Genomic DNA, 19,349 nt, shown 5'->3' with positions numbered 1-19,349 from the left:
AAGCCTCCCAGAATGATGCGGCAACTATGCCACAACAAGTACATGCAACATAGTGCACACCTTCATACGAAAGTGCATTATACTTTCGCCGTTGGCAATCCTGATGCGTAAGGCAGTATGCGGTATTCGTGGCATGGATGCCGCGCCGCTTAAAACCTGCTGCGGCCAAAACTGATTAGAGTTCGATTCAATCAGGATTCGATCACGGCTTCCCGGCCCACATTTTCCGGCGCGATGATCGGAAGCATGACGGTGACCACCGTGCCTTTTCCCTGCTTGGATGACACGGAAACCGTGCCGCCGAGAGCCCCGTGCACTATGGAATAGACCAGGTGCATGCCGAGGCCACTGCCACCACTCCCGAACTTCGTCGTGAAGAACGGCTCAAACACGCGACGCACAACGTTCGGCGCCATACCCTTGCCATTATCCGTTACCGAAAGCGTGACAGTTCCGCTCCTCCCGAAATCACCGGCCACGACAATCCGGTCGATTTCATCTTGCTTGACGCTGTTTTCGTCAAACGCATGGAAGATGGCGTTTTGGATCAGGTTGATCAAAACCTGCCCAAGCGGGCCCGGATATGAATCCAGGCGAATTCCTTCCGGCACATGCGTTTCAATCTTAACCGACCGGCGCCCGATCGTCGCCGCCATGGTCGTGACGATATCGCTGACAGTTTCCGAGAGTTCAAACTCGCGTCTTTTGAGACTGGTCTGATCGACTGCGACCTGTTTGAAGTGAGTGATCAGCTCGGACGTACGCTCCATCCCGCGATGAATAATGCCGAGCCCCTCATCCAATTCCGCGAGAAATCGCGAAAAATGCTTCTGAGAGACCTTACCTTTCAAAAACGACGCCTGAATGTCGCTCAAGGTGGCCATCAATTTGGTGACAACCGTGAAGCTCGCCCCTACAGGCGTGTTGATCTCGTGAGAAATCCCCGCGACCAACCCGCCAAGGGATGCCAGCCGATCAGTCTCGATGAGCTGCGCCTGGGTTTGTTTAAGCTCGCTGATATCCGCAGTCGAGCCGTGGAACCCAGCAAACACGCCATCACTCCAGACCGGCATCGCATTGATCCGAATGGTCCGAATACCAGTCGGATGATGCCTTTCAATCTCAAATCCCCGGACCTGTTCCCTGGCTTCCAGTTTTCCCAGAAACGTCGACCAGACATCCCGCTGATCGACGAGGCGTTCCTCATCCGTCACCAGCGCAGCCATGGACTTACCGATATAGTCTTCGCGCTTTCGGCCGGTCGCTTCAAAAAAGGTCTCCGAACACCAGATGAAATTCAGATCGGCATCCAGTTCCCATAGCCAATCGGCTGACGCCGAAGCGATATTCCGGAACCGCTCTTCACTTTGCCGCAATTCCAGCGTGCGCGCCCGAATCGTGCTCTCCAAATCTTCATTCAATTGCTTGAGAGCATCCTGCGCATTCACAAAATCGGTGATGTCGTACCGCATGCTGGCCACCGCCCGGACAGCTCCGTCTGGACCCGCTATCGGAAAATTCACCACGCGGAACTCGGTTGCCCGCGCATCGCCACCTGACCGGTAAGAATAGTCATAGGTCACCGACCCATGCGTCGCGACAATCTTGCTGGCCGCGTCAAACAAAAGCTCCGCGTCTTCCATGCGATCACATTTAGAGATGACCTCCTCCACGGTGTGGCCGAGCACATCACTGACGCGCAAGCCCAGCTGGATTGCGGCCCTCGTATTGACGCGGATAAAGCAGCCGGTGAGATCCCGAACAAGAATGCCGCAATCAGCATTCTCGAAAACATCGCTCATCAGAGCTTCGGCATCGCGACGAGCCTCTTCCACAACGACCTGTGAGCTCACATCGGCTATCGTCCCGAATGTACGCTCCAGCCCACCGCTTTCAGAGGAGTCAAATTCGCCGGCAACCAGCAAATGGGCGATGCTTCCATCTTTACGGAAGATGCGGACCTGACATTCAAACCCTGAATCTCCTGCGCTGGCTTTATGCTGTATCACCCGAAGTAATTCACGATCGTCAGGATGGATGCGCTTTCGCGCCTCCGCGAAAGTGAAGCGGTCAACTCCTTCCGTACCGAAAATCTCCTGTGCCTGTTCGGAGAAATGGATACGCCTTTCCGAGCGCTCGAAGGTCCAGTGGCCAATACCGCCAAGACGCTGCGCACGCTTGAACCACTTGTCACGTTGCAAAACCTGCCCCTCAAGCTCCTTGAGAGGCGTGATATCCTGAATGGTCCCCATCGTTCCCATCAAACCACCATCACGGTCAAAGAGTGGATGGCCGCTGATCTTCACCCATAACATCCTGCCGTCCAGGCGGTGCGCCCGAGCGATTATGCCGTAGTCCCGTTTTTCCTTTATTCCTGCCTCACGCTCGGCGCGGCAGCGCGGCACATCTTCCGGGTGCATCAAGCTATCCCAAAAATAATGCCTATTCCGCGCCTCCGCCGACCATTCCAGGATCCCGAACATTTCCCGCAGAGCCTCGGACCAGTACGTCGACTGGGTCGCCTCCCAACTATACCAATGACCAATTCCGGCGATCTTCTCGACCTGTTCAAGCGTCGTTTCGGCACCCCTTTGTTCCGTCACATCACGGTAGACAGCGAACAATCCGTCCGGGGAAGTTTCGCTCACGGCAGGCGGTTGCAGTTCGAACAAAACATGACGGCAGTCGTAAAAATCTCGTCCAAACCGGAGTTCGACTTCTTCCGTTACGCCTACTTCGCATTCCTTGGCCCAAACAGCATCGAAGCGCTCAATGTCTGCGGCAAGCAGCCCAGCCCGAATGTCCTCCACCGAAACGGTGTCACTGTCCGGATCGACGATCTGACGGAGAGGTCCGAGAAGCCGGAACCGACCGGTCTCCGCATCGCGCAGGATATAGCCGGCCTGCCCGACTTCCTTGACCATCTCGAAGAGCCTGTCGGCAGCGGGCTCCTGTTGCAGGAATGGCACCGCATCACTCACCCCGACACAAGAGCCAAACCCCGAAAAACCTTCTGACGGAGCTACGCCGGCGGGGAAACCTTTGCCGCTCAAAAGGACCTGGCACTGCCTGGCCCCGTCAGAAATCGTCAGTGGAAAATTGCGGAACGCTTCGCCTCTCAGAGCATGTTCACCCCAGATAGCCAGGACCTGCTCCATATCCTTGCAACAGCCAAGCAGCGGTCGCACGGACAGGACTGCCGGATTGAGACCGGTGAGTGCTCCGAAATTATCCGAAAGGGTTGTCGCCGTACCGTCCCGGTCGCACCGCCAGTGAAAGAAAAATTCTTCCGCTTTTACCGAATACGGTTCGGCAGCCTCTGGGCTATCCATTCCGGTGTTTCTCCGGCGGCTGATCCAGCCAGGCTTCGATCAGCGTCACCTTCTAATCAGCATGGGTCATTCTGATATCGATCATCGTGGTCAGGTTTTTCAGGAATGTATCGACGACCATCGGATCGAAATGACGGCCGCTTTCCTCCTGAATAAGCTGCACGGCTTTTTCCACCGGCCACGCTTTTTTATAGACCCGCTCCGAGGTCAGCGCGTCGAAGACATCGACAAGCCCGATGATCCGCCCCTCGATCGAGATATCCTCGGCCTTGATGTTGCGGGGATAGCCGCCACCAGCCCATTTTTCATGATGCTCAAGCGCGATCCGCGCTGCCAGCTTCAGGATCGGCATGTCCGATGACCGCAGCATTTCGTAGCCTATCGTCGTGTGCTCCTGCATCGCCTGCCACTCGTCCGGATCGAGCTTGCCCGGCTTGCACAGGATGGCGTCAGGAATGCCGATCTTACCGATGTCGTGCAGAGGAGCAGCGCGGAAAAGCAGTTCGGAATCAGACTGGCTGAACCCCAGCTTGTCGGCGATCTCGCGGGCATAGAGAGCAACTCGCGAAACATGCCGCCCGGTTTCACCGGACCGGGTTTCGACAGCCTCTCCCAGACGCAGCACGATTTCGCGCTGCGCGCGTTCGGTTTGATCATGCAGACGAAGATTATCGAAGGCTGTCAAAACCTGGGAAATGAAGATATCGACAATTTGGGCATCCGACCCGCTCAACCCTTGCAGCTCCGGCAAGAGAAGAAGGCTGGTTTGACCATTCCGTCCGACGATCCCGGTCATCAATGCGTTTTCGGTTCGGCTGGTGTGAATACCCGGCCCGCGCCCGGCCAACTCACCGACCAGTTGTCTCGTTTCCTCGTCTAGCGACAGGTCCGAGAGTTTCCGTGACTCTCCATTCCCGCTCCGCCCGGCCACAATCTCGAAATCCTGCGCCGAGCTGGAATCTGCATCCGCCACCGCGAGAACGCCGGATGATCCGAGTCTGTCCTTCGGATCGCGGTTCATGTTCGCGATGTCTCCGAGATTCTCGAGAATCCCGTCGGCAAAATCGTCTAGTCCGGGTTTTTCGAACAGTGCGGTAGAGGCCTGCAACACTTTCATCAGGCCACGGCGATTTTGCTCCATCGAGAGATATTGCTGGTAGGAGCGCAGTCCCGCGTAAGCAAGCGAGAAGAGCTTCTGTGCGCTGAGCTCGGTCTTTTCTTTATAATCGCTGATATCGTAATCGATGATGACGCTTTGTTCCGGCGCATGCCCCGGCTGACCGGTACGCACCACCAGCCGGATCAGCTTGTTGCCCATATCCTGACGAATGTAGTGAATCAGATCGAGACCGGCATTCGGCGTTTCCATGACCACGTCGATCAAGGCAAGGCCGATATCGGGATGTTCGGCAAGGACCTGCTTGGCTTCCGCCGCCGAGTAAGCCGACAGGAGGTTAAGCGGCCTGCCCTCGACCTCAACGTCGCGCAACACAAGAGTGGTCGTCGCCGCAACATCGCGGTCATCATCCACGATGAGAACTTTCCAGGGCTCAGCGCAAGAAGCTGACACGCCGTGCTCTTCGACCAGAAATTCCATGATATTCAGATCGTCGTCGGACATTCCGCTACCAGTGCACCGCACACATTCATGCTCGGCGCAACTCCCCTCAACTCCTCAGGGTCAATTGAAAGAACCCCTTTATTCAATATGACTAGAGATACCTTGGAATTCTGAACTAACGATTAACATCGGCGGCAGAAAGACTCTGTAATCCTTGTTGCGCTCCACGGACAGATGTCTCCCCGAACAAGATCAAGATGGGGCCTTCGCCTCACAATTCGTCACAGTAAGTCGCCCACGCTGCGGTGAGTTTCTCCTCGACACCGCGCGCATATCCTTCCTGATCACACAGCGGCGACACAGAAACCCTTTGGCGCAGCGTCTTGCGGATATGAGCCAGACGCTGAATATCCGAAGCCAGATCCACCCCTATAGCGACGAACTCTTCGGCACTCTCACCGACCCAGTCCGGAAAGCCGGCATTGCTTAAGTGGCTGAGGGAATGGCGGCCGGCGAAATGGCTCTGCGCCGCAAGCGATATAACCGGAACGCCCATCCAGAGCGCCTCGCAGGTCGTCAATCCACCGGAATACGGCATCGTATCCAGAGCGATATCCATCAGGCCGTAGCCGCCGAGAAATTCTTCGTGGTAGGTGAAAGTCTTGAACTCGACACGCTCCGGCGCGACACCGGCTGCACTCAGGCAGGACCGGACATCGTGTTGAATCCCCGGATCGTCGAAACCGCGATAGGCGAGTAGCAACCTTGATTCAGGAACGGCAACGAGAACGCGGGACCACAGGTCCAGTGTTTCATCGGTCAGTTTAGCCGGATTATTGAAGCTGCCGAAGGTGATGAAGCCGTTGGCGAGCGCGGGGCTCGGCACGACCGGCGGCGACGTCGGCGCAGCCAGAAAACAGATATAATCGTTCGGCAGGGTCAGCCAGCGCTCGGAATAAAACTCTTCCGTCCCCGGCTGGGTCTGGAACCGGTCGGTAACGAGATAGTCCATCGTATCGAGACCGGTCGTGCCGACATACCCCATCCAGCTCATCTGGACGGGTGCCGCGCGCCGGGCAAACATCCCCATGCGGTTTGCGGCCGAATGGCCGGCGAGGTCGAACAGGATATCCACCCGGTCTTCCAGTATCCGGTCCCGCAAGACATCGTCGTCCTTGCCTGTCGCGTCGAACCAGTGATCCGCGTGACGGCGGAGCTCCAGCGTGAACAAATCGCCTTTCCCGGCATCGGAATAGACCGATATCCGAAACCGATTACGATCGAGGTGCCTTAATACCGGCAGCAGGAAAAAACCCACCGGATGCCGCTTCAGGTCTGGCGAGACGAAACCAAGATGAATCCGGCGACCAGGCGTCCGGTCCACATCGTAGCCAAGCGGCTCCTCAAGCGGCGCCCAATCGGCCGCCCATGCCTTGTGATCCTGATAGAGAGATCGCGCAGAAACACCACTTTCATAATTATGCCCCATGAGGAGGCCAGACTGGATCGTCCGATCCTGCGGAAAGGCGGATCGGGCCCAACGCAGATAACGTTCCGCCATCGGGTGCTTTCGCGATTGTCGGTATGCATTCGCCAGCCCGACGAGCATATCCCGGTCGGTGTCTCCGCTGACGAGGGCCGACTTGATCGCGTCAGCGGCAGCACTGTACGCACCTCGCTCAAGCAAATACTTGCTGAAGTTCGCCCAGGTTCGGGTGCTTTTCGGGTTAACCCGAAGCGCGCGGCGATATCCGGCTCGAATGCGGTCTGCTGGTACATCCACCTTGGCCAGCTGCACGAGATGGTTTTCGAGTGCGGTCAAGCCTCCCGGCTCCAGCATCAGAGATCGCCGGAATCCGATTTCGGCCGCCGCCGACAGATCGCTCTCGTGCAATGCGTTCGCCAAGGCAAGCCAGTTTTCCGCCCTTGTCTGGTCCAACGTCACACACAGTCGCAGCATCGACACTGCTTGCCGGTGATAGCCCTGTTCGGACAAAGAACCGCCCAACCTGGCGCAAACAACTGTATCGCTCGGGACAAGAAGAAGAGAGCGTTTTAGGGCTTGATCGGCGGAAGCAACTTCCTTCTCGGCCTGCGCCACCAGACCGATCGCCTTCCAGGCAGTCGCGTCCAGGGGATTGCCGCAGATCGCCCGGCGCATCAATCGTGCGCCAGCCAGCCGTTCTCCCGAAACAGTCATCTCAGCCAGCAACTTCAGATGCCCCGGATTCTCCGGATTGATCAAGATGGTTTTGCGAGCCAGCGCCCGCGCAATATCAGGATGCCGGCTGCGCACCAGATTGGCCCAGTCGCTCATCGCTGAAACATTCAGGGGGTCGAGAGTCACAGCCGACGCGTAATGCTCCGCGGCCTGTTCGAGATTTCCCTGCGAGGCCTCGGCAAAGGCCAGAAGCTGATGGAACGAGCTTTTGCGCGGCTCAAGCACAAGAGCCCTGCGCAGCAAAGCCCCACCGTATGCCGGATCACCGTTTGATGTCGCAACGTCGCCGGCGAGGGACTGCACAAGCGCGATCGGCGGATGCACGACCAGGACCTGCCGATAGAGAAGCGTGGCCTCATTCAATTGCCCGGACTGATGCCGTGCAAAAGCCTCGTTCACCCACGCCTGTAAATCCACCCTGCTCGTCCCCCGTAGCGACGCACCCGTTACAGTCTGCCTAATCTTTTACCGTGATGAGGAAAAGTTGGCAGAAGGATTCTGTCAGACGGGAGAGCAGCTTGTCATTGGTCCTAATGGCGCTGCATGATTGAGGTTACTCCTGAGCTATCCTCATTTCTGCCCCCGATCGGAATAAATTCATGCGCGACACTTTGCTTGGCGCTCTCGTCTCTCCGGCCTCCATTGCCCTGGTAGGCGCCTCGAACTCGGAGGGCAAGCTCACCGCGCGCCCGATGCGTTTTCTGCGCCGCCATGGTTATGCAGGCCGGATCTACCCGGTGAACCCCGCTCGCGAAACGGTGCTCGGCGAGAAAGCCTGGCCATCGGTCAGCGCCATCCCGGAGAAAGTGGATTTCGCCTACATTCTGGTCGATGCCGATCCGGCCATCGAGGCCCTCAAGGATTGCGCGGCGGCGGGCGTGAAGGTTGCCGCTATTCTCGCCGACGGCTTTGCCGAGGCCGGGGAAGAAGGCGAACGGCGCCAGGCGGAAGTCCAGCGCATTGCTCGCGAGGCGGGCATGCTGCTGATCGGCCCCAACTCGATGGGTGTCGTGCATACGCCCGCCGGTTTTGCCGCAACAACAAACGCGGCCTTCGGGGCGGAGGAGATCGGCCGCGGCAGGCTCGCCGTGATTTCGCAGAGCGGCAGCGTCATCGGCACCCTGCTCAGCCGGGGGGCGGCACGGGGCATCGACTTCTCGACTTTTGTCTCGGTCGGCAACGAAGCGGCATCGGGCATTGGTACGATTGGCGAAATTCTGGTCGATCATCCGGAAATCGACGGTTTCCTCTTGTTCATGGAAACCATCCGTGACCGGGAAGCACTCGGCCGGTTCGCAGCGAAGGCCCACGCAGCAGAGAAACCCGTGGTCGCCTACATGATCGGCAAATCGGAGGAAGGCCAGGCGCTTTCGGTCTCCCATACCGGCGCTCTCACCGGCTCGACCGAGGCTGCCAATGCCCTGCTGCGCAGTATCGGGATCCGCAAGGCCGACCAGTTGGAAACATTGCTTGAAGCTCCCGGCGCCCTCTTCAAGGCACGCCTCAAACCTGGCCGCCCGAAAAGCGCGACCGTGATTGCCACGACCGGCGGCGGCGGCGCCATGGTGGTGGATCAGCTCAGCGCGCGCGGCGTGACCATCGCCGGCGCCAGCGCCGCAACCCGCGCGCACTTCAATAAACACAAGATCCCGTGCGGCCACGGCAAGCTTGTCGATGTCACCCTCGCCGGCGCGCGCTACGAAGTGATGAAGGAAGCCGTCTCCACCCTGATCAATGACCCGGAAACAGGCGTGCTGATCGTCGCCATCGGCTCTTCCGCCCAGTTTGACCCGGAGCTTGCGGTAAAGCCCATTGCCGACGCCGTTGCAGAAGCGCCTGCCGATGCCGCGCCGGTGCTGGCCTTTCCACTGCCGCACGCGCCGGACAGCATGCGTCTGCTGGAAGCCGCCGGCGTGCCGACATTCCGCACGGTCGAAAGCTGCGCCGAAACGATTGTCATGCTGATGACGGATGCTGCTCCCGCCAAACGCCCCTTATCAGACCTGCCCGCGCACGCGGCACGGCTGATCGCAGACCTCCCGTCCGGGACGGCGGACGAAGTCGCCTCAGGTGCCGTTTTCGATGCACTCGGGCTGAAGGGGCCCGCTCAGATCGTCCTCGATCCGGAAATGACGGTGCCGGACACTCTTCCTCTCGCCTATCCGCTTGTCGCCAAGCTGGTCTCGCCGGACCTGCCCCACAAAACCGACGCTGGCGCCATCAGGGTCGGCATCGCGGACCGTGCGGAACTCGTCACCGCCATTGCCGAAATGCGGGCGTCCGCCGATGATTATCATCCTGGTTTCAGGCTTACCGGCATCCTTTTGCAGGAACTCGCCCAAGGCCTTGGTGAGGCCCTGATCGGCCTGTCCCGCGACCCTGTCGCCGGACCTGTGGTAACCGTCGCCATGGGCGGCGTGATGACGGAGATCTACCGCGATAGCGCCGTGCGTCCAGCACCGGTGACACTCGAAAGCGCACGGGAGATGATCCGGGAAGTGAAAGGGTTCGAGCTACTCCGCGGCTTCCGTGGACGCCCGAAAGGTGATCTTGAGGCGCTGGCCGAAGCGGTCGCCACTCTCTCCCTGCTCGCCAATGATGAGCGGATTGAGGAGGCCGAAGCAAATCCGGTATTGGTCATGCAAGAAGGTATCGGTGTCGTTATTCTCGATGCGTTGATCCTATGCTGCCACGGGCCCCGGAGAGGCTCGGCTAGATAAACCAGCCTTCCTGGAATTCAGATGCAGAGATCCCGGTCAGAGTGACTTCTCCACTTAAACTGTAGTAAATAACATCACGCGAAATAGTCACAACTGCGCCCGTTACACCATCAGCCACCGTCAGAATCATATCATCGCGATCCCAACTCAAATCGATCCGCTCTCCTGCATTTGGATCAAAATCCGCGATCACCGTGCTTCCGAAGGTGGCGCCGCCGTGTGCACTTCCTAACGAGTTTAACTCGAAAAGATCGACGCCATCGCCGCCGCGCAAAACAGTGCTTGGGACATTGCTCGGGTAAGAACCCACTCCCGATATGGTATCGTTTCCTGCCCCACCATCAACAAACAGAGGGCCGGAAAAATAGATACTCTCGGCCGCCGCTGTCCCGGTGAAACTGCCATCCCCATAAACCGATATATGATCAAAAAACCGATCCGCCGAGACACTGTCTCCATTTTCAAGAGTGAGTTCCAATTTCAAGAACTCGACGTTGGCTGGCGTCGTGAATTGATCCAGTGAATCAGTACTGGTATCAAGGTGGAAAACAGCGGTGTCGCTACCTCCATTGATCACGCCTTCGGTAATAACAACCCCGGGGTCAAAGATGGCATACAGATCGTCGCCCGAACCGCCGTTCAGGATGTCACCGTTGTTGTAACCGTGCAGAGTGTCGTTTCCAGTTTCCCCGAAAACCCTGTGCGCATCGTTATGGCCAGGCCAAAGTCTGTCATCGCCGCTCCCTCCATTCATCACGAAGCCGTTTATGCTGATGCCACCCCCAGCCAGGCTTGGATCATCGAATCCCAGCCGCCCTTCCGCCGCACCAAATGCCTCGAAATGGGCACTGCCCGAGTCAAACAGTCCGGCACTCACCGCATCCGCGACGTCGGGATAAGCCTCAAGGTACCAATTCTCGCTAAAACTGGATGAGGAAGTCGATGCCTCATCAACATAGTAGGCCACACCTTCGTAACTATACTGAGGCAAATTCTCGAGAACACTATCGCGTTCATTTGTATCGACTGTATAGAAATGCGTCCCGGTTTGAGTGTTAAAGAACCGGTAGAGAGCTGTGTCGTTATAACTGTTCGAAACAGTCGCCGCTTCATACGCCACACCTTCAAGTTGATATGATGGATTAGACGTCTGTATTGTCCATTTTTCCAGATCGCTGATAGTGTAAAAGTGAGTATTGTCGCTTTTCAGAAAGCGGTATACGGAAGACGCTGTCGCATCGGACTCAGAGACGGAAAAAGCCACACCTTCGTATGTGTAAACAGGCAGGTTCGAGATTACGTTATCCCGCTCAACGGTCGATGACGTATAAAAATGGACGCCGCTCTCTGTATTGAAAAATCTGTAAATATCAGACATTACCAGTCCCGCAGCTCAGCAAAATCGAAGTTACCTAATAATAGGGAATTGGAAACACCATACGAGTTTTATTTTTACCCACCATTCAATCAAAACATGTCGGCCTGAAATCGCATATGACACGATTTCGAAGGAGCGCTATCAGTCCAGACACAAGCCCGCGTCTCGCCAAGACCAAGGTGTTGACGGAATTGTACAAGGACAAAATAGTCCATCCTGCGAGATCACCTCGCCGATGCGCAACCCTGCCAGACGATTGATTTTTAATACTATTCTCAGGCCAGCGTGCTGGAGGTTCCAGTCTGGGCCTGACCGTTTGCTATCGACCCATCACCCGTCTGGACGGCATGCAAGCTGCGATAACGGCCATGCGGCCGAGCGAGCAGCTCGGCGTGGCTGCCTTCTTCAATGATGCGGCCTTCTTCAATAACGAGAATACGGTCCGCATTGACGATCGTTGCAAGGCGGTGGGCGATAACCAGCGTCGTGCGACCCTCGGAAAGATCTGCCAAAGATTGCTGAATGGCGCGCTCTGTCTCGGTATCGAGAGCGGAGGTTGCCTCGTCGAGGATCAGGATCGGCGGATTTTTCAAGAAGATCCGGGCAATGGCGAGCCTTTGCTTTTGCCCGCCGGAGAGTTTCACTCCGCGCTCGCCGATAACGGTGTCGAGACCGTTCGGGAGGCCCGCGATTACATCATCCAGACGGGCGCGCCGCACCGCGTCTGTGATATCTTTCTCAGCCGCATCCAGTCTGCCATAGGCGATGTTTTCCCGGATTGTACCGGCGAACAGGAAAACATCCTGCTGCACGATGCCGATGTTGGACCGTAGCGATTTCAGCGTCAGGGCGCCGGTGTCGATACCATCGATCGTGATCGTCCCGCCGCTGATCTCATAGAAGCGCGGCAGTAACGAGCAGATCGTCGTCTTGCCCGCCCCGGAAGGTCCGACAAAGGCGATGGTCTCCCCCGCCTTGATGGAAAGACTCAGATCCTCAAAAACCGGGGAGCCCGGCTGATAGTCGAACCGCACGGCACGATATTCGATATCACCCTTGAGACGGTCGACGCTCTGCGCATCATCGCGATTTGTAATGTCCGGCCGCGTGTCGAGAAACTGCGTGTAACGCTGGAAGCCCGCGAAGCCCTTCGGATAGGTTTCGATGACGGAGTTGATCTTCTCGACCGGCCGGAAGAAAACGCCGATCAACAGCAGGAAGCCGACGAAACCGCCTGCCGTAAGTTCCTCATGCACGACGAACCAGGCGCCGGCCAACATGACCACGACCTGCACGAAACGCATGGACAGGTAAGAGAGCGACATCGAGGCCGCCATCACCTTGTAGGCTTCGAGTTTGGTGGTGAGGTAACCGGCATTGTTCTCGGCAAACAGCTTGCGTTCGTGATCTTCGTTGGTGAAGGCCTGCACCACACGAATGCCGCCGATATTCTCCTCAATGCGGGCATTGAAGTCAGCGACCCGGCCGTAGAGCGCATGCCATGTCCTGGTCATCCGTCGGCCGTAACGTGTCGTCACCCAGGCTGTCAGAGGAACGATCAAGGCTGTCAGAATCGCCAGCGGCACATGTACCCAAAGCATCAGAAAGAAGGCGCCGATCAATGTCATCAGCGCGATGAACAGATCTTCAGGGCCGTGATGGGCAACCTCTCCGATCTCTTCCAGATCCTTGGTCAGCCGCGCCACCAGATGGCCGGTCTTCTGATTGTCGAAGAAGCCGAAGGACAGCTTCTGCAGATGGTCGAAGGCTTTCCGCCGCATCTCCGTCTCGATCTTGATGCCCAGCATATGCCCCCAATAGGTCACGATGACCTGAAGCCCGGCATTGAGCATATAGATAAGGAGCAATCCCAAAGCCGCCAGCGAGATCAGCCCGAGCTGGTTGGTAGGCAGCAGCCGGTCGATGAAGATCGTTACCGCGATCGGAAAAGCCAGCTCCAGCACCCCGGCCACCACCGCACTGGAAAAATCGAGCGCGAACAGGCCCCGATGCGGTCGATAATAGGCAGCGAAGCGCTTCAGCAGATCAGTCACGGCGTGAGCCTTGTCGTATGTGTGAATGAGGAGCCGTTCACCCGAGGAATCGGCAATGGGGCGGCCACAAAATTGTCTTTAACAGGCGTCTCCGCATCTGTCACGGATGCCAGCCGGTGACTCCATACGATCAACGGCGTACCGCGCCGTGCAGGAAAAAAGCCCGGATCTTTGCGAAAAGGGATTTCTCACGGCTCGTCGCCGGAATTCCTCGATTGTTCTCGCGTTTTTACGCTGGAGAAAACCGGCTATCGCTATCTAAGTCTTTGAAAAACTGGTGCTGCCGGAGTGATTTGAACACTCGACCTCTCCCTTACCAAGGGAGTGCTCTACCCCTGAGCTACGGCAGCATCTTGCGGCGAAAAAGCCTGCAGCGAGGAAGGCCCCTCGCAAAGCGCGGCGGAACATGCCACAGGGACTCCCGAGGTGCAAGTACGTTTCTTGACTGGAATTCACGGCCCTCTCGCGGCATTCTTCGGCCATGGCAAAGCCCCCGAAAACAGCCGCTTCCGGCGACCAGAAGACCGAGGCCGATCTGCGCGCCGAGCGCCGCGCCGCCGCGCTGCGTGCGAATCTGCACCGCCGCAAGGCCCAGGCACGCCAGCGCACTGACGAAGCTGACGCTTCTTCATCCGGCGTGAAGAAAGATAACGGGCAGTGACGCACGGCTGTCCGAGGGGCAACGCCCCTGACAGGCCGTGATTTAATCGCCGCCACTGCAAAAGGCCCAAAATCCTGCCGCATTCTCGGTAAAAGCTCTGCTTACGCGGGCTTGTGAGAGCGTGCGGGGATAAAGTAAAACAAATCGGGGCTCGGTTCCGTTCGGATTGGATCGGATCGGCCCGCATGAAAACTGGGGACCTTGATGGACAAATTGGTGATCAGGGGCGGCACGCCGCTCAAGGGGCAAATTCCGATCAGCGGAGCGAAGAATGCCGCATTGCCTTTGATGGCGGCAACCTTGCTGACGGACCAGCCGGTCACCCTGACCAACATGCCGAAACTCGCCGATATCCAGTCCATGGCGGCCCTGCTGGATCAGCATGGCGTAAAGCGGAAGATCCAGGACGAAGCAAGCGGCGGGCAAACCGTCGACTTCCATGCAAAGACCATCGAAAGCACAACCGCGCCGTATGATCTCGTCCGCAAGATGCGGGCCTCCGTCCTGGTGCTCGGCCCCCTGCTGGCACGGGAAGGACAAGCCACGGTTTCCCTGCCTGGCGGCTGCGCCATCGGCAACCGGCCGGTTGACCTGCATCTGAAAGGCCTTGCCGAGCTCGGTGCGGAAGTCGCCCTGGAAGGCGGCTATGTGAAAGCGGAAGTGCCGTCCGGGCGTCTGCATGGCGGACGCGTCGTGTTTCCGGTCGTTTCCGTTGGCGCCACCGAAAATCTGCTGATGGCAGCCTGCCTCGCGGACGGGGAGAGCATGCTGGTCAATGCGGCCCGCGAGCCGGAAATCACCGATCTCGCGGAATGCCTGATCGCCATGGGTGCAGAAATCGAGGGCCACGGCACAGATACCATCCGCATCCAGGGCAAGGACGCCCTCGGCGGCGCGGTCCACAAGGTCGTGCCGGATCGGATCGAGACCGGCACCTATGTCATGGCCGCAGCCATCACCGGCGGCGATGTCGAGCTGACCAATACCCGCTCCGGACTGCTCGAGAGCGTCTTCGAGATCCTGCGCGAGGCCGGCGTTACCATCGAGGAAGGTGACCGTTCCATCCGGGTCTCGGCGAAGCGCGGCGCCCTCAAGGGCGTCGACGTGATGACCGAGCCTTTCCCGGGCTTCCCGACCGATCTGCAGGCCCAGTTCATGACCCTGATGAGCGTCGCGAACGGTGCCTCCATGATCACCGAGACGATTTTCGAGAACCGCTTCATGCATGTGCCCGAGTTGGCCCGCATGGGGGCGAACATCAATGTGCATCACTCCTCCGCCCTAGTGCGCGGGGTCGACCGCCTGATCGGCGCGCCCGTGATGGCGACGGATCTGCGCGCATCGGTCAGTCTCGTGCTCGCCGCCATGGCGGCAGACGGGGAGACGGAAGTGAACAGGATCTATCATCTCGACCGCGGCTATGAGAATCTGGTCGAGAAACTGAGCGCCTGCGGCGCCAACATTCGCCGTGTCGCGACGAATGCGGATGCATCCGCGGAAGAAGAAACCGTCTGATTGGCAGGATCCATGGCCCCTAGAGATATCAGCCTGCTTGAAGTGGGCGACAAGCCGTTCCGGGTCCGGGCCGAGGATGCCGAAGACCTGGCTGTGGCAGCGAGTTTGCTGCAGGACGCCTTGCTGCCGGTCCGTGAGATGACGTTCGAGGAAAAGGACGGCCGTTTTGCCATGGTCGTCCAGCGCTACAAATGGGAGACCGCGCCATCAGCAGATACGGTCCCCGCTGACGGCGACACGCTCTACAGCGAGAGGGTGCATTGTGGCGTCCGTTTCGAAGGGGTCGGCGCGGTACGCACCCATGGCCTTGATCGGGGCAAGCGGGAGCGCATCCTGAACCTGCTCACCATACACGCATCTCCGGGACAGATTGACCTCGCCTTTGCCGACAACGTGACCATTCGACTCGCAGTTGACCGCATCCTGTGCCATATCGAGGACCTCGGCGAGCCTTGGCCGACCGTCTTCACTCCGTCCCATCCCGATTCCGACGATGAGACGGCTCCGGCGGACGAAGCCTCGGGCGCCTGATCGAACGGCCAGCCGGGCACGGCGGCGGCTGTCGGGTTAAAACAGGAGAGACGCGGTGACCGCGAACCAGCCACTGATCCTCGCCCTGCCGAAGGGCCGGATCCTGAAGGCCATTACGCCCATTCTGAAACGGGCAGGGATTGAGCTTGAGGACGACTTTTTCAACGAGTCTTCACGGCGCCTTCAGTTCCATACAAACCAGGCGGACCTTGAAGTCATCCGCGTGCGCAGCTTCGACACAGCGACTTTCCTCGCCTTCGGCGCCGCCCATCTCGCCATTGCCGGCAGCGACGTGCTGATGGAATTCGACCATCCGGAAATCTATGCCCCGGTCGACCTCAATGTCGGCCACTGCCGCCTTGCCGTGGCCGAGCCGGCGGAGCTTGCCGCGAAAGAGAATCCGCAGCACTGGAGCCACCTCCGGATCGCCACGAAATATCCGAACGTCACACGGCGCCACTTCGCCGCCCGTGGCGTGCAGGCGGAATGTATCAAGCTGAATGGCGCCATGGAGCTGGCACCGGGCCTTGGCCTTTGCCGCCGTATCGTGGATCTGGTCGAGACCGGCTCCACCCTGAAAGCGAACGGGCTCGTCGAGGTCGAACAGATCGCCGCCGTCAGTGCCCGTCTTGCCGTCAACCGCGCAGCTCTCAAGACCCGTCCCGGTCCGGTAAAGGATCTGGTCGATCGCATCGGGGAGGCAGCCCTTGCCGCATAAGCTGACTGCCGGCACACCGGATTTCGACGCTGGATTCGAAGAGCTGGTCGACTCCAAGCGGGAAACCGACAGCGATGTCTCCGATACCGTTGCCGGTATTATCGCCGATGTAATTGCGCGCGGCGACGCTGCACTGATCGATCTCAGCCGCAAGTTCGACAATATCGATCTCGCCGAAACCGGCATTGCGATCTCGGCCGAAGAGATAGCAAAAGCACGTTCTGCCTGTTCAGCCGAGACGCTCGCCGCGCTGGAAAAAGCAGCGGAACGGATCGAGGCTTTTCACAAAGCGCAGCTGCCGGAAAGCATCGATTATACGGATGCCGATGGCGTCGGCCTTGGCCTGCGCCATACGCCGGTGGACGCGGTCGGCCTTTATGTGCCAGGCGGCAAGGCCGCTTATCCGAGCTCCGTGCTGATGAACGCCATGCCGGCCAAGGTCGCGGGCGTGCAGCGCCGGGTGATGATGGTGCCGACGCCGGGGGGCGAGATCAATCCGCTGGTGCTTGCTGCCGCCGAGCTTGCCGGGATCACCGAGATTTACCGGGTGGGCGGCGCTCAGGCCGTGGCCGCGATGGCTTACGGCACCGAAAGCATCAAGCCGGTCGACAAGATCATCGGCCCCGGTAATGCCTATGTCGCCGCGGCCAAGCGTCAGGTGTTCGGCAAGGTCGGCATCGATTCCATCGCCGGCCCGTCGGAAATCCTGGTGGTCGCCGATGCCGAGAACGACCCGTCCTGGATTGCCATCGACCTGCTGTCCCAGGCCGAGCATGACGAAGTCGCCCAGTCGATCCTGATTACCGACGATGCGGATTTCGCAGCCGCCGTCGAAGCCGCCATTGCCGAGCATCTTTCCACCCTGCCCCGCGCCAACATCGCGGGCGCAAGCTGGAACAACCATGGTGCGGTCATCGTGGTCGAGGATCTTGAGGACGCGATCCCACTGGTGGACCGGCTGGCACCGGAGCATCTGGAGCTTGCCGTCTCCGATCCGGATGCCATGGCAGCGAAGATCCGCCACGCGGGGGCCATGTTCCTTGGCCGCCACACGCCGGAAGCCATCGGCGATTATGTCGCCGGCCCGAACCATGTGCTGCCGACGGCACGGACCGCGCGCTTTTCTTCCGGCCTTGGCGTGCTGGATTTCCTGAAGCGGACCACCTGGGTGAAATGCGATCCGGCCAGTCTCGCCGCGATCGGCCCGGCCGCCGTAACCCTGGCGGAAGCGGAAGGGCTCGGTGCGCACGCCCGTTCCGTTGCTATCCGTCTTGGAGCAGCCGCCGAGTAGGCGGCATCAAGCCATGGCGCGCGATTTCGGCGACGGCCCGATCGAGGAAGACGAGGATGCGGGCCGCACCGATGCCCGCATTTCCAAGATCGAGCTTGATGAACCGGCCGTAATCCGGCGCAGTCCCGAGGTCGAGCACGAGCGCGCCGTCGCAATCTACGACCTGCTGGAAGATAACTGCTTTGCCCCGGCCGGCGACGATCAGGGTGGTCCGTACGAGCTGAGATTGCGGATCGAGGAAAATCGCCTGCTGTTCGATATCACCGACCCGGAGCGGGGCGGCAATTACCAGATCTGGCTCGCGATGTCGCCGTTCCGCCGCGTGGTTCGGGACTATTTCAAGATCTGCGAGAGTTATTATGACGCCATCAAAAGGCTGAACCCGTCCCAGATCGAGGCCATCGATATGGGGCGGCGCGGACTTCATAACGATGGCTCGACGCTTCTGATGGAACGGCTGTCCGGCAAGGTCGATATCGATTTCGACACTGCCCGGCGGCTCTTTACCCTCATCTGCGTCCTTCATATCCGGGGGTGAGCCGGACATGACGGATCGACCCTCACTCCCCAACGCCCCGTCACCTCTGGGCGAACCCATTCATGAACCGAGCGCCGTCTTGTTCGCCTGTACCCAGAATGCCGTCCGCTCCCCCATGGCCGAAGCGATCATGAAGCATTTGATCGGTATGAAGGCCTATGTGGATTCCTGCGGCGTGCGAAATGGCGATCTCGACCCCTTCGCAGTCGAGGTTCTGAAGGAAGTCGGGATCGATATCTCGCGCCACGCGCCGAAGAGTTTCGATCAGATGGAGGACGATTTCTTCGATGTCATTGTCTCGCTGTCGCCGGAGGCACAACACCGGGCCATCGAAATGACACGGACCATGGCGTGCGATATCGAATATTGGCCAATGCTGGACGCCACCATCATCGAGGGCTCGCGTGACGTGCGTCTCGACGCATACCGGCAGGTTCGCGACGAGCTGATGCGGCGCATCAGGAAGCGGTTCGCGGCGTTGCTGGATGAAAACAAAACAGCGGAATAACCCGTGCGCAGCCCGGTCATGCTCAGAAAAGGCCTTGACCCGCTGCACTCCACGGCGCACTTAGTTGCCCGACTTTTAAGACTTGAAGGAGCAGGAATGCCGAAAGAAGACGTTATTGAATTTTCCGGAACCGTTTCGGAACTCCTTCCGAACGCCATGTTCCGGGTGAAGCTGGACAATGAACACGAAGTGCTCGCCCATACCAGCGGCAAGATGCGCAAGAACCGGATCCGGGTTTTGGCCGGTGATCGGGTGAACGTGGAAATGACCCCGTACGATCTGACCAAAGGTCGTATCACTTTCCGCTTCAAGTAAGTCTTC

General features: G+C 58.9%; 14 protein-coding genes and 1 tRNA gene. 9 read left to right on the top strand and 6 right to left on the bottom strand.

What is annotated here, in order from left to right; all coding sequences use genetic code 11:
• Positions 1-191: 191 nt before the first annotated feature.
• From VOI22_RS14220 to VOI22_RS14210, 3 genes are all read right to left on the bottom strand, one after another.
• Positions 192-3,158 (bottom strand): PAS domain S-box protein, encoded by a 2,967-nt coding sequence (locus VOI22_RS14220; protein WP_323797122.1) that lies wholly within the window; start codon positions 3,156-3,158, stop codon positions 192-194.
• 226 nt (positions 3,159-3,384) lie between these two features.
• Positions 3,385-4,953 (bottom strand): HD domain-containing phosphohydrolase, encoded by a 1,569-nt coding sequence (locus tag VOI22_RS14215; RefSeq protein ID WP_323797121.1) that lies wholly within the window; start codon positions 4,951-4,953, stop codon positions 3,385-3,387.
• A gap of 211 nt (positions 4,954-5,164) precedes the next feature.
• Positions 5,165-7,531: a tetratricopeptide repeat protein gene (locus VOI22_RS14210; protein WP_323797120.1), complete on the bottom strand. Its 2,367-nt coding sequence runs from the start codon at positions 7,529-7,531 to the stop codon at positions 5,165-5,167.
• Between the two features lie 182 nt (positions 7,532-7,713).
• On the opposite strand from VOI22_RS14210, the gene VOI22_RS14205 reads away from it, so the two are divergent.
• Positions 7,714-9,834, top strand: a complete 2,121-nt coding sequence (locus VOI22_RS14205; RefSeq protein ID WP_323797119.1) for an acetate--CoA ligase family protein — start codon at positions 7,714-7,716, stop codon at positions 9,832-9,834.
• On the opposite strand, the gene VOI22_RS14200 is transcribed toward VOI22_RS14205, so the two are convergent.
• The 3 genes from VOI22_RS14200 to VOI22_RS14190 form a co-directional block, all read right to left on the bottom strand.
• Positions 9,827-11,212, bottom strand: a complete 1,386-nt coding sequence (locus tag VOI22_RS14200) for a hypothetical protein (protein ID WP_323797118.1) — start codon at positions 11,210-11,212, stop codon at positions 9,827-9,829. The two genes, VOI22_RS14205 and VOI22_RS14200, sit on opposite strands and share 8 nt — an antisense overlap.
• Positions 11,213-11,487: 275 nt before the next feature.
• A complete protein-coding gene (locus VOI22_RS14195; protein ID WP_416366255.1) occupies positions 11,488-13,266 on the bottom strand; it encodes an ABC transporter ATP-binding protein in 1,779 nt (592 codons plus the stop codon).
• 275 nt (positions 13,267-13,541) lie between these two features.
• A tRNA-Thr gene (locus VOI22_RS14190) sits at positions 13,542-13,616 on the bottom strand.
• A 131-nt stretch (positions 13,617-13,747) separates the two neighbouring features.
• On the opposite strand from VOI22_RS14190, the gene VOI22_RS14185 reads away from it, so the two are divergent.
• The 8 genes from VOI22_RS14185 (at position 13,748) to infA (ending at position 19,343) form a co-directional block, all read left to right on the top strand.
• Positions 13,748-13,927 (top strand): hypothetical protein, encoded by a 180-nt coding sequence (locus tag VOI22_RS14185; protein WP_323797117.1) that lies wholly within the window; start codon positions 13,748-13,750, stop codon positions 13,925-13,927.
• A 204-nt stretch (positions 13,928-14,131) separates the two neighbouring features.
• Positions 14,132-15,442, top strand: coding sequence for a UDP-N-acetylglucosamine 1-carboxyvinyltransferase (murA, locus tag VOI22_RS14180; protein ID WP_323797116.1), 1,311 nt, complete (start codon positions 14,132-14,134; stop codon positions 15,440-15,442).
• A 12-nt stretch (positions 15,443-15,454) separates the two neighbouring features.
• On the top strand, positions 15,455-15,973 hold the full coding sequence (locus VOI22_RS14175) for a DUF2948 family protein (RefSeq protein WP_323797115.1): 519 nt from the start codon (positions 15,455-15,457) through the stop codon (positions 15,971-15,973).
• A 55-nt stretch (positions 15,974-16,028) separates the two neighbouring features.
• A complete protein-coding gene (gene hisG / locus VOI22_RS14170) occupies positions 16,029-16,691 on the top strand; it encodes an ATP phosphoribosyltransferase (protein WP_028467093.1) in 663 nt (220 codons plus the stop codon).
• Positions 16,681-17,982: a histidinol dehydrogenase gene (hisD, locus tag VOI22_RS14165; protein ID WP_323797114.1), complete on the top strand. Its 1,302-nt coding sequence runs from the start codon at positions 16,681-16,683 to the stop codon at positions 17,980-17,982. The genes hisG and hisD overlap by 11 nt, the downstream gene beginning before the upstream one ends.
• 13 nt (positions 17,983-17,995) lie before the next feature.
• Positions 17,996-18,520 (top strand): UPF0262 family protein, encoded by a 525-nt coding sequence (locus tag VOI22_RS14160; protein ID WP_323797113.1) that lies wholly within the window; start codon positions 17,996-17,998, stop codon positions 18,518-18,520.
• A 7-nt stretch (positions 18,521-18,527) separates the two neighbouring features.
• On the top strand, positions 18,528-19,028 hold the full coding sequence (locus VOI22_RS14155) for an arsenate reductase ArsC (protein ID WP_323797112.1): 501 nt from the start codon (positions 18,528-18,530) through the stop codon (positions 19,026-19,028).
• A 96-nt stretch (positions 19,029-19,124) separates the two neighbouring features.
• Positions 19,125-19,343, top strand: coding sequence for a translation initiation factor IF-1 (infA, locus tag VOI22_RS14150; RefSeq protein WP_028467089.1), 219 nt, complete (start codon positions 19,125-19,127; stop codon positions 19,341-19,343).
• The last annotated feature ends 6 nt before the right edge of the window (positions 19,344-19,349 follow it).

It is taken from the genome of Nisaea sp. (assembly GCF_034670185.1).
In the GTDB taxonomy this organism is placed as follows: Bacteria; Pseudomonadota; Alphaproteobacteria; order Thalassobaculales; family Thalassobaculaceae; genus Nisaea.
Note: the sequence above shows the minus strand (reverse complement) of the source record. Positions and strands in the feature narration are given on the sequence as shown.

Excerpts from the sequence above, each read along its gene's own strand:
- VOI22_RS14220 (WP_323797122.1), bottom strand. The coding sequence starts at position 3,158 with ATGGAGCAGGTCCTGGCTATCTGGGGTGAACATGCTCTGAGAGGCGAA.
- VOI22_RS14215 (WP_323797121.1), bottom strand. The coding sequence starts at position 4,953 with ATGTCCGACGACGATCTGAATATCATGGAATTTCTGGTCGAAGAGCAC.
- VOI22_RS14205 (WP_323797119.1), top strand. The coding sequence starts at position 7,714 with ATGCGCGACACTTTGCTTGGCGCTCTCGTCTCTCCGGCCTCCATTGCC.
- VOI22_RS14200 (WP_323797118.1), bottom strand. The coding sequence starts at position 11,212 with ATGTCTGATATTTACAGATTTTTCAATACAGAGAGCGGCGTCCATTTT.
- VOI22_RS14185 (WP_323797117.1), top strand. The coding sequence starts at position 13,748 with ATGGCAAAGCCCCCGAAAACAGCCGCTTCCGGCGACCAGAAGACCGAG.
- murA (WP_323797116.1), top strand. The coding sequence starts at position 14,132 with ATGGACAAATTGGTGATCAGGGGCGGCACGCCGCTCAAGGGGCAAATT.
- VOI22_RS14175 (WP_323797115.1), top strand. The coding sequence starts at position 15,455 with ATGGCCCCTAGAGATATCAGCCTGCTTGAAGTGGGCGACAAGCCGTTC.
- VOI22_RS14160 (WP_323797113.1), top strand. The coding sequence starts at position 17,996 with ATGGCGCGCGATTTCGGCGACGGCCCGATCGAGGAAGACGAGGATGCG.
- VOI22_RS14155 (WP_323797112.1), top strand. The coding sequence starts at position 18,528 with ATGACGGATCGACCCTCACTCCCCAACGCCCCGTCACCTCTGGGCGAA.
- infA (WP_028467089.1), top strand. The coding sequence starts at position 19,125 with ATGCCGAAAGAAGACGTTATTGAATTTTCCGGAACCGTTTCGGAACTC.